Raw genomic sequence first — 10,508 nt, 5'->3', positions numbered from 1 at the left:
AGCGCCGCCCGCACGCTGTCGGTACGCGTGCTGCCGCTCAGCGTGTACGTGGCGCTCGCGTCGCCCGACGCGTCGGTGGCGGACGTTGCCGTCGAGAGTTGGCCGGTGCCGCCGATGACGCTCCACGCGACGATGGCGCCGGGGGCCGCGTTGCCAAAGGCGTCGGTGACCTTGACGACGAATGGCGCGAGCGTGCGGCCCACGCTGTCGGCCTGGGCGTCGCCGCTCACTTTCGCGATGGCCGCGGGCACCGCCGTGGCGGTGGCCGAGATGGCGGCGGCCGCCAGGCCGGGCGCCGACGCCGAGATGTGCTGCGCGCCGGTGGCGGTGCCGAGCACCACGTGCGCCGACACGCGGCCGGCGGCGTCGCTGACGCCCGAATCGGGCGTGATGCGTGCTCCCGACGTGCCGGCGCCGAACTGCACGGCGACGCCGCTCACGGGGCCGTCCAGGGCGTCGACCTCCACCACCACCGGCTGCGGAAGGGCCGATCCGGCAGGCGCCGACTGGCCGTCACCGCCGACGAGGGTGAGGTGCGTGGGCGCCGGCAGGAGCACGAGCGGCACGGAGTCGCGGAGCCCGGTGGGGGTGACCGCGAACACGGTGAGGGTGCCTCGCTTTCCAGCGCCCACGAATTGCCCGCTGCTGTCGCCGATGGCGCCGAGCGTGGCGTCGGACACGCTCCATCCGATCGGGACGTCCGCGACGGCGCGACCGTTGGCGTCGAGCACGGACGCGTCAAACGCCACGGTCGCGTTGGCCGGCACGCTGACCTTGCGTTCCGCGATCGCGATTGTTGCCGCGCCCACGCCGGGCCCCACGTATGTCACGGTGACGGCCGACGCCGCGGACGACTGCGCTCCGGCCTGCACGAGGATGTCGCTCGTGCCGTGATAGTACACGGTGCCGCCGCCGAGCAGGTCGATGTCCGCCAGCAGGTGGTCATCGGTGGGCAGGACCCGGACGCTCAGCTTCACGCTCACCGAGTCCTGCCCCGCCGACAGCGCGATCGTCGTGTCCACCAGCGGGTCCGTGGCCGGCGGCCGCGTGAGCACGATGTGGATGTGGTCGAGGCCGACCCCCGCGGTCGCGGCCGCCGTGAAGACCGGCCGGAGCGCCAGCGCCAGCGCCGGCTTGACGTCGCCCGTGGGAGCGCCCATGCACGCGCCGAGCAGCGAGGCGCACACCGTCCCGGCGAGCGCGCGGGTGAAATGCTGGCGGTGCGGACGAGCGGGCAACGACACGAGAACTCCTGGCGCTTGGCGAAACGGCCTGATCCGGATACTGCGGCCGCGGGGCCGCCTGTCAAGCGCGCACATCACATCCACACGCCGGCGGGGCCGGAGCGGGCGCTATTTGAACGCGTTCAACCCCGTGATCGCCTGCCCCAGGATCAGCGAGTGGACGTCGTGCGTCCCTTCATAAGTATACACGCTCTCGAGGTTGGCCATGTGGCGCATGGACGCGTACTCGGCCAGGATCCCGTTGGCGCCCAGCAGGCGCCGCGCTTCGCGCGCGATGTCGGTGGCGATGTTCACGTTGTTGCGCTTGGCCAGCGACACCTGCTGCGGCGTGTAGGTGCCGGCGTCCTTGAGGCGCCCCAGGTGCAGCGACACGAGTTGCGCCTTGACGATCTCGGTGAGCATCTCGGCCAGCCGCTGCTGCTGGATCTGGAAGCCGGCGATGGGCCGGTCGAACATCACGCGGTTCTTGGCGTAGCTGACCGCTTCCTCGTAGCAGGCCATGGCGGCGCCCACGGCGCCCCACGAGATGCCGTAGCGGGCTTGCGTGAGGCACATCAGCGGACTCTTGAGGCCGCCCGAGCCCGGCAGGATCGCGTCGGCGGGAAGATGCACGTCCTGGAATACGAGTTCGCTGGTGTCGCTGGCGCGCAGGGAGAGCTTGCCCTTCTGGTCCCTGGACGTGAAGCCCGGGGTGCCCCGGGGCACGATGAATCCGCGAATGGACGCATCGCTCGCGTCGCCGTTGGTCTTGGCCCAGACCACGGCGATGTGCGCCGTGGAGCCGTTGGTGATCCACATCTTGGCACCGTTCAGCATCCAGGTGCCGTCGGCCTGCTGGCGCGCCATCGTGAGCATCCCCGACGGGTTCGATCCGTAGTCGGGCTCGGTGAGCCCGAAGCAGCCGATGATCTGGCCGGCGGCCATTCCGGGCAGATACTTTCGCTTCTGCTCCTCGCTGCCGAAGGCGAAGATCGGGAACATGGCCAGGGCGCCCTGCACCGAGGCGAACGAGCGCACGCCGGAGTCGCCGCGCTCCAGTTCCTGCATGATCAGGCCGTAGGCCACGTTGTTGAGTCCGGCGCAGCCGTACTCCTCCGGCAGGTTGGCGCCGAACACGCCGAGCTCGCCCATCTCGGGCACGAGTTCCAGCGGGAAGTGGCCGTCGATGTAGTGCTGCCCGATGATCGGCAACACGCGCTCGTCCACGAATTGCCGAACGCTGTCGCGCACGGCGCGCTCCTCTTCGGACAGCGCGCTGTCGATGTTGAAGAAGTCGGTCGTCATGGCATTGGAATCTAGTGCGCGCGCTATGGGGCGCTCCCGGCGCCCTTCCCGCCGCGCACCGCCGCCCCGAGCGTGGCCGCGCCCCATGCCACCGCGAACGGGAACGCCAGTTCGACCACGACCAGCGCCCACGCCGGCACCTGCATGGCGCCCGCCAGGTGCGCGGTGAACGCCGCCAGCGGCGCGCCGGTGATGGCCGGCACCAGGAGCAGGATCGCCCACGACGCGGCGGCGGCCATCCCCGCGCGGACGGCGGCGTGGCGGCCGGCGGGATTGATCAGCCCCCACAACGCGCCGATCGAGGGAACGGCCCACCAGCCGAAGGCATAGGTGCCGAGTCCAAAGGCGACGGCGAGGAGTGCCTGGCGAAGGAATGCGCGCATGATTACGGCCCCCGGGGGGTGAGGGTGAGGGTGGCCTCCGTGCGATTGGCCGGAAGTGCCGCCGCATCGCGCGGGAACAGGACCGGGCTCAACCGACCGGCGAGCCACTGGGGAATGCGGTCTTCATACTGCGGGCTCGCCGGATTTCCGCTCTGCCCGCCGGGATACGTGTCCCACGCCCGGACCTCGGGTCCCAGATCCACAACCAGCCGCCAGCTCGGCCCGAAGCCGGAGCCGCCGGGCGCCGGATTGAGCGTGCCGCGGCCGCCCGCGGACTCGAGTCCGAGCGCCGAGAACCCGGGAAGGCCGAGCAGGTGCCTGATGTCCACGGTGGCCACGCGATCCCACCGCCAGCCGCCGCGGGCCGGTGGTCCGTCGCGCTTCACGAGCGTGTCGTACGCGGCGGCGAGACTCCGCGCCACGATCACGTCGCGCGTCTCGACTACGCCGCTGGTGGACCGGTCGTCCCACCACGCGCTCGTGGGCTGGTGCAGCAGGTCGAACATGATCTCGTCGTCGGGCGTGGCCACGCGGCGTCCGCTCGAATCGTCCAGCTCGTCCCAGGTGAAGGCGCGCAGGAGGCGCATCGCCTCCTCGAACAGCGCGGCCCCGTCGTTGTCGCGCGTGTACCGGCCGTCCCATCGCGCCAGGATCTCCGCCGCCTGCTGCACGGGCGACGAGGCCGGGCCGCCCACATTGTGCGCGGCGGTGGCGAAGTACGGGAGGAAGAGCTGGGCGCGCACGCTCAGCGGACTGGTCTGGAAGTGGCGCATGTCGTCCACCGTCACGCTCGAATCGGCGCGCAGCAGACTATTGATGTCGAGGGCGCGCCAGGGATCGTATGCGCGGTCGTCGCCCAGGTAGGCGAATTGATGGCGCGGGTCCTCGGGCTGCTGATTGGCCGAGGCGAGGTATCCCTGCGCCGGATTGAACGACTGCGGGTAGTCGCTCACCGGCCAGTAGCCGGTCCAGTCGCTGGCGCTGGTGGATCCATCGAAGATATCGATCCCCGTGGTGCCCTTGGGGCGCAGCGGAAAGTGGCCCGTGGACCGGATGGCGATCGTGCCCGACCGATCGGCCACGATGACGTTCTGCGCCGGCACGAAGAAGCCCTGCGCCATCGCGTCGAGGAACGCGCGCGCCGTGGTGGCGTGCGCCGCGTCGTATAGCGCGCCGATCTCGTGCGACGGTTCGAGCAGCGTCCAGCGCATGGACACCCACGCGCCGAACCGGTGCATCAGCGGGCCGCGGTGCGTGTAGCGCACGGTGTCGGTGGCCAGCACCTCGCCGCGCGGGCCGCGGTACACTTCCACGCGCTGCACGAGCGGGCGCCACGCGCCGTCCACCTCGTAGCGGGTGGGGTGCGTGGCGTCGTCCACCGTCTCGCGATAGAAGTCCAGCACGTCGGCGCCGGTGTTGGTGAATCCCCAGGCGAGATCGCGGTTGAAGCCGAGCACGATGCCGGGCAGGCCCGGGATGGTGACGCCGTACACGTCGAGCGTGCCGGGCACCACGAGCTGCGTCTCGTACCAGATGCTGGGCAGCGTGAGATCGAGGTGCGGGTCGTTGGCGAGGAGCGCATGCCCGTCGGCCGACCGCGCCGGCCCCACCGCCCAGTTGTTGCTGGCCAGATGCCGGGGATCGGTGCGCTGCATGAATCCCGGCGGCGCGACCTCGCGGAGCAGCGACGCCACGACGCGCGCCGCGGTGTCGGGCGCGCCGGGACGGGGGAGGGTGGCGAGATCGAAGCGCGGCGCGTGCTGCCCATTGGGCTGGATGGGCTCCTGGATGGGCGAGTTCAGCGGAAAGAGCGCGTCGGCCGCGGAGTCGCCCACCACGCCGCGTGCCGCCAGGCGCACGGCCTCGTCGGGCACATAAGTGAGCGTCCACCCCATGCGATTGAAGAGATGGATGGAGTTGATCGGCTTCCACCGTTCGGGGCGCACGCCGAGCAGCTTGTATTCCACGGGCCATTGCGCCGGCGTGAGGGCGTCGACGTACGCGTTCACGCCGCCGGCAAAGGCATTCATCACGCGCCACGCCATCCCCGTGGTGTCCATGGCGGCCATCTTCTCTTCCGCCGCGCGCGGCATGCCAAGGTCGCGGGTCTGGCGATCGAGCGCGAGGGCCCGCCGGCCCACCCACTCGGTGAGCCGTCCCGACGCGGCGTGCGTCTGCAGGTCCAGTTGGAACAGGCGGTCGCGCGCCACCACGTAGCCGAGGGCGCGATACGCGTCGAGTTCGGTGGTGGCGAAGATGTGCGGCACGCCGCGGGTGTCGTAGCGCACGTCCACGGCGCCGCTCAGACCGCTCATCGGCACCGCGGCGCGGGGCGCGAGCGTGGCGTGCGTGGCCGCGGCCCAGGCGCCGTGCACGGGATCGAGCAGCGGACCGAGCGGCGGGAGCGGGCCGGCGCCGCGGGCGCCGAGCCGGAGTGCCGCGGCGAGCACCACGGCGCCGGCCAGCGCCCGTGCGATGCGGGAGGTCATGCTACGCAAGTTACGGCCCACCCGCGGCAGGGCCAGTGGGCCGTTCGCCTAGCCGGCGAGGCGGCGCGGTTCCTGCCGCGGTTGGTCCACGATCCGCTTGGCCGATGGCGTGGCGCCCACCTCGCGCGCCTTGCGCCGGAACGCCGCGCGGTGGTCCACGGGCAGTCCCGACTCGTCCTGCCACTGGTGGACCATCTCGTGGAGCAGCGTGTCCTCGGCGTCAGCCCACCCGTCGCGGCGAATGTGCCGCCGGCTGATGACGATCTCCACCGGCGCGCCCTGCGAGGCCGGGACATAGTGCCCCAGGCGCGACCGCATGCGCCGCGACACGCGCACCGGCACGGCGGACAGCGAGCCGCCGAACCGCTCGGCGTTGAGGCGCCGGTGCGCGGCGGCGAGGTGCGCCACCAGCGGCTCGTCGTCGGGATGCGTGCGCTCCGGGGGGCGCGCCTCCACGCGCGACACGACGGCGGCGGCCAGCAGGAGTTGGCGCGCCGCGCGGCGGTCGGCGGCGGTGCGTCCTTCCACGAACGTGACGATGGCGCGCAGCACCGGCTCGGGGGCGGCCAGATAGCCCTCGTGCACGCGGATCTCCCCGTCGCCGAAGCTCACCATCACCGTGCGGTTGCGCGTGAGCGTGCACCGCGCGATGCGGCGCAGCCCGAGCGCGCGCAGCGCGGCGAGCAACTCGTCGGCCGTCCGCGGCGGCGGCGGCGCCACCGCCAGCTCGAGCTGGTGGGGATCGGCGCCGCGGCGCATCAACCGCCTCAGCGCGCGAAACGTCGGGAGGGCCCAGCGATGAAGGCCTGCGCCTCGGGCGACCAGATGAGCGTGGCCACGTCGATGGCGTCGTCGGTGATCGTGAGGCTGTTCACCGACGAGGGGCGGCCGCCGCGCGATCGGTTGGACATCGTGCCGGCCGTGGAGATGACCATGCCCTTGGCCGTGTGCTCCACGAAGTTCACGGCCTCCTGGTGGTCGTGGCCGCAGAGCACGGCATCCACGCCCATCTCGGCAAACGACCCGAGGATGCGGCGCGTGTGTTTGAGCCCGTGGCGCTGCGACAGCTCGCCCCTGACCGGGTTGTGGTGCATCACGACCACGCGGGCCACGCCCGCCGGCACGTCGGCGAAGATGCCGCGCAGCCGTTCGATCTGATCGCCGCCCAGATGGCCGATGATCGAGATGTCGCGCGGGTTCCAGGTGAGCGTCTCCCAGAGCACGCCGTGCGACGTGTTGACGCCGGCGATCACGGCGCCCGGCACGCGCAACACCGGCTCGATGTCGTCGCTGATGTAGCGGCGGTATTTGTGCAGCAGCGCCGCGTCCCGGCCCAGGCGGAGCGGCGAGAACCACCAGGCCACGTCGTGGTTGCCGGGGACGACGATCACCCGGCTCACGCGCTCGGCTTCCCGGATGAACACGCGGGCCCGCTGGAACTCGCCCGCCCGGGCGCGCTGCGACAGGTCGCCGGAGATGGCGACGACGTCGTACCGTTGCTCCTGGATCAGGGCTTCGATGGCCTCGTACTGCGCCGGCACGGCCGGATGCCCGAAGTGCAGGTCGGAGCAGTGGAACAGCCGCACCGTGGTCACAACCGGGCGATGATCGCGTCGGTGAACTCGTCGGTGCTCGCGGTGCCGCCGAGATCGCGCGTGATCGTCTTCTTGTCGCGGATCGTCTCCTCGAGCGCCGTGCGCACGCGGCGCGCCCGCTCGCCCTGGCCCACGTGCTCGAGCAGCATGCAGCCGGCCAGGATCACGGACGACGGATTGGCGATGCCCTTGCCGGCGATGTCGGGGGCCGTGCCGTGCACGGCTTCGAAGATCGCGCCGTTGAGGCCGATGTTGGCGCCCGGCGCGAGCCCCAGGCCGCCCACGAGGCCGGAGATCTCGTCGGAGAGGATGTCGCCGAACAGGTTGGTGGTGACGATCACGTCGTAGCGCTCGGGACGGAGCACGAGGTTCATGGCCATCGCGTCCACGATCACGTCGTCGCACGCGATGTGCGAGTACTCATGGGCGATCTGCCGCCCGACGTCGAGGAACAGCCCCGAGGTGTTCTTGAGGATGTTCGCCTTGTGCACGAGCGTGACCTTGCGGCGGTTGTGCGTGGTCGCGTACTCGAACGCGTAGCGCACGATGCGCTCGCAGCCGGCGCGGGTGACGATGGCCGTGGACTCGGCCGCCGCCCGCGGATCGTCGCCCACCTGGATGTAGTGCTCGACGCCCACGTACAGCCCTTCGGTGTTCTCGCGGATCAGCACGAGGTCGATGTCGTCGTACCGCCCGCCGTGCACGATGGAATACGCCGGCCGCACGTTGGCGAACAGATCGAACGTCTTGCGGAGGGCCACGTTGATGGAGCGGAAGCCCTCGCCCACCGGCGTCTCGAGCGGACCCTTGAGCGCGAGCCGCGTGCGCTTGATGGAATCGAGCGTGGCTTCGGGGAGCGGGTCGTTGTACCGGGCCAGGGCGGCCATGCCGGCGGCCTGCGAATCCCACGCGAGGTCGGCGCCCGCGGCTTCGAGAATGCGCACCGTGGCGCTGGTGATCGACGGCCCGATGCCGTCGCCCGGAATCAGCGTGACTGGAATGCCCATGCGATGACGTGTGCCGGTGGTCCCGCCGGCTACGGCGAGATGACCAGGTCGGCGAAGTGATTGGCCAGGCTGGTGAGCACGGCCGGTCCGAACGCCGGCGCGGGGTCGCTCTTCACCTCGCCGGTCCAGCGGAATTCGGTGGTGCGCGCGTCCACGAGCACCAGCTTGAGCACCGCCTGGCCGTCCGTCCCCTTGCCCACGCGCTCGAACCGCAGCTCCACGGGCAGGATCACGAACCGCGCGCCGTCCTGCAGCGCGATCATCGTGCGGAGCTGGGTGGCGAGCGGATCCCCGTACGGCTTGCTCATGTCCACCGATCCCCGCAGCGGCTGCTCGGCCAGCATGTACGGATCGGCGGCGTACGTCGAATTGAGCCGATAGCTCCGTTCGAGATCCGGCGCGAAGTACCAGGTGGCGTTCAGTCCGCGGGCGTCGAACTCGGCCACGATCGCCGAGTCGAGTTGCCGCAGCATGGCGCGCGGGCGCGCGATGCCGGCGGCCCACCCGAGCGGGTCTTCGCGCTTGAGCGCGAACACCGGGGTGACGATGATGCGCCGCGGCGCCAGGTTGGCGAGCGGGCGCACCACGGCCACCGACGGAGCCGGCGGCGTGGGCGGCTGCTGCGCGCGGGTTGCCGGCGAGGCGCACGCGACGATCAACAGCGCGCCGGCGAGACTCAGAGTGCGGGACACGCCGGAAACCTAACCATTCCCGGGGCGGCGCGCCGGGCGCCGGCGCCCCGCGGCCGCCGGTTGACCGCGGTTCCATCGGCGTCCAATTTGGGCCCCACCCGTTCCCCCGGAGCCCTTCCTCCATGTCGAAGCTGCTGCGCGCCCTCCTGTGGACGGGCATCGCCCTGCTCGGCGCCGGTTCGCTGGCCTGGCTCGCGCTGTCCCGCGGCGAGACGATCAACGCCGCCTGGCTCCTCACCGCCGCGGTGTGCACGTATCTCGTGGCGTATCGGTTCTACGCGCGGTTCATCGCCAGCAAGGTGTTCGCGCTCGACGACAACCGCCGCACGCCGGCCGAGCGGCTGGACGACGGCCGCGACTACGTGCCCACCAACAAGTGGATCGTGTTCGGCCATCACTTCGCGGCCATCGCCGGACCGGGCCCGCTGGTGGGCCCCACGCTCGCGGCGCAGTTCGGCTATCTGCCCAGCGCGCTCTGGATCATCGTCGGGGTGGTGTTCGGCGGCGCGGTGCAGGACTTCGTGATCCTCTGCGCCTCGGTGCGCCGCGACGGCAAGACGCTCGGCCAGATGGCCAAGGAGGAGATCGGCCCCGTGGCCGGCTACACGGCGCTCGTCGCCGTGCTCGGCATCATGATCGTGCTCATCGCCGTGCTCGGGCTGGTGGTGGTGAACGCGCTCCGCGCCAGTCCGTGGGGCACGGTGACGATCGGCCTCACGATTCCGATCGCGCTGTTCATGGGGATCTACCTGCGGTGGATCCGTCCGGGCCGCGTGCTCGAGGCGAGCGCGATCGGTCTCGTGCTGCTCGTCGCCGCGCTGTTCGCCGGACGTTGGGTGGCCGAGGATCCCACGCTCGCCGCCACGTTCACGCTGAGCGGCACGGCGCTGGCGGCGATCGTGATGGGGTACGGCTTCGCGGCGTCGGTGCTGCCGGTGTGGCTGCTCCTCGCGCCGCGCGACTATCTCTCGGCCTTCGTGAAGATCGGCGTCGTGCTCACGCTCGCCGTGGGGATTCTCATCGTGCTGCCACCGCTGCACATGCCGGCGCTCACCCGATTCACCGACGGGACGGGGCCGATCTTCGCCGGCAAGGTGTTTCCGTTCGCCTTCATCACCATCGCCTGCGGCGCCGTGTCCGGCTTCCACGCCCTGATCGCGTCGGGCACCACGCCCAAGCTGCTGGAGCGCGAGCCCGACGCGCGGATGATCGGCTACGGCGCCATGCTCATGGAATCGCTGGTGGCGATCATGGCGCTGATCGCCGCCTGCGCGCTCACCCCCGGGGTGTTCTTCGCCATCAACGCGCCGGCCAGCGCGCTCGGCACCACGGTGCAGAGCGCATCGCAGGCCGTGGCGCAGTGGGGGTTCCACGTCACGCCGGCCGAGTTGACGCAGCTCGCGAAGAGCGTGGGCGAGACGTCGCTCCTCTCGCGCACCGGCGGCGCGCCAAGCCTCGCCGTGGGCATGGCGCAGCTCTTCTCCGGCGCCCTGAGCGGCGGCGGCGCGATGGCGCTGTGGTATCACTTCGCCATCATGTTCGAGGCGCTGTTCATTCTCACCACGCTCGACGCCGGCACGCGCGTGGGACGGTTCATGCTGCAGGATCTGGGGCGGCACGTGTGGGAGCCGTTCGGCCGCGTGTCGTGGTATCCGGCCGTGCTTCTGTCGAGCGCCCTGTTCGTGGCCATGTGGGGCCACTTCCTGTATCAGGGCGTGATCGACCCGCTGGGCGGGATCAATTCGCTGTGGCCGCTGTTCGGCATCTCCAACCAGCTGCTCGCCGCGGTGGCGCTGTGCGTGGGCACCACGGTC

General features: G+C 71.2%; 9 protein-coding genes. 1 reads left to right on the top strand and 8 read right to left on the bottom strand.

The genetic code is table 11. The features are described 5' to 3' along the window. From VNE60_02920 to VNE60_02885, 8 genes are all read right to left on the bottom strand, one after another. Positions 1-1,244, bottom strand: a 1,244-nt coding sequence (locus tag VNE60_02920) for an Ig-like domain-containing protein (GenBank protein ID HVB30460.1), incomplete at its 3' end; no start/stop codon positions are given. Between the two features lie 108 nt (positions 1,245-1,352). Then, on the bottom strand, positions 1,353-2,528 hold the full coding sequence (locus tag VNE60_02915; GenBank protein ID HVB30459.1) for an acyl-CoA dehydrogenase family protein: 1,176 nt from the start codon (positions 2,526-2,528) through the stop codon (positions 1,353-1,355). Between the two features lie 23 nt (positions 2,529-2,551). Further along, positions 2,552-2,911, bottom strand: coding sequence for a hypothetical protein (locus VNE60_02910; protein ID HVB30458.1), 360 nt, complete (start codon positions 2,909-2,911; stop codon positions 2,552-2,554). Between the two features lie 2 nt (positions 2,912-2,913). Then, entirely contained in the window at positions 2,914-5,400 is a 2,487-nt protein-coding gene (locus VNE60_02905; protein HVB30457.1) for a penicillin acylase family protein, read from the bottom strand. Positions 5,401-5,448: 48 nt separating this feature from the next. Continuing rightward, a complete protein-coding gene (locus VNE60_02900) occupies positions 5,449-6,159 on the bottom strand; it encodes a SprT-like domain-containing protein (protein ID HVB30456.1) in 711 nt (236 codons plus the stop codon). 8 nt (positions 6,160-6,167) lie between these two features. Next, positions 6,168-6,995 carry a metallophosphoesterase gene (locus tag VNE60_02895; protein ID HVB30455.1) on the bottom strand — a complete coding sequence of 276 codons (828 nt, stop codon included), beginning with the start codon at positions 6,993-6,995 and terminating at the stop codon, positions 6,168-6,170. Next, complete coding sequence (locus tag VNE60_02890; protein HVB30454.1) at positions 6,992-8,002, bottom strand: isocitrate/isopropylmalate family dehydrogenase; 1,011 nt, start codon at positions 8,000-8,002, stop codon at positions 6,992-6,994. Before VNE60_02890 ends, VNE60_02895 begins: the two co-directional genes overlap by 4 nt. Before the next feature lie 29 nt (positions 8,003-8,031). Then, positions 8,032-8,694: a hypothetical protein gene (locus tag VNE60_02885; protein HVB30453.1), complete on the bottom strand. Its 663-nt coding sequence runs from the start codon at positions 8,692-8,694 to the stop codon at positions 8,032-8,034. A 122-nt stretch (positions 8,695-8,816) separates the two neighbouring features. Here VNE60_02885 and VNE60_02880 point away from each other — a divergent pair. Beyond that, on the top strand, positions 8,817-10,508 hold a 1,692-nt coding region (locus VNE60_02880), incomplete at its 3' end, for a carbon starvation CstA family protein (GenBank protein HVB30452.1).

The organism is Gemmatimonadaceae bacterium, assembly GCA_035533755.1.
Taxonomy (GTDB): Bacteria; Gemmatimonadota; Gemmatimonadetes; order Gemmatimonadales; family Gemmatimonadaceae; genus JAGWRI01.
Note: the sequence above shows the minus strand (reverse complement) of the source record. Positions and strands in the feature narration are given on the sequence as shown.

What these genes read in the sequence shown, in the direction of transcription:
- VNE60_02910 (HVB30458.1), bottom strand. Translation starts at nt 2,911, where the DNA reads ATGCGCGCATTCCTTCGCCAGGCACTCCTCGCCGTCGCCTTTGGACTC.
- VNE60_02915 (HVB30459.1), bottom strand. Translation starts at nt 2,528, where the DNA reads ATGACGACCGACTTCTTCAACATCGACAGCGCGCTGTCCGAAGAGGAG.
- VNE60_02900 (HVB30456.1), bottom strand. Translation starts at nt 6,159, where the DNA reads ATGCGCCGCGGCGCCGATCCCCACCAGCTCGAGCTGGCGGTGGCGCCG.
- VNE60_02905 (HVB30457.1), bottom strand. Translation starts at nt 5,400, where the DNA reads ATGACCTCCCGCATCGCACGGGCGCTGGCCGGCGCCGTGGTGCTCGCC.
- VNE60_02890 (HVB30454.1), bottom strand. Translation starts at nt 8,002, where the DNA reads ATGGGCATTCCAGTCACGCTGATTCCGGGCGACGGCATCGGGCCGTCG.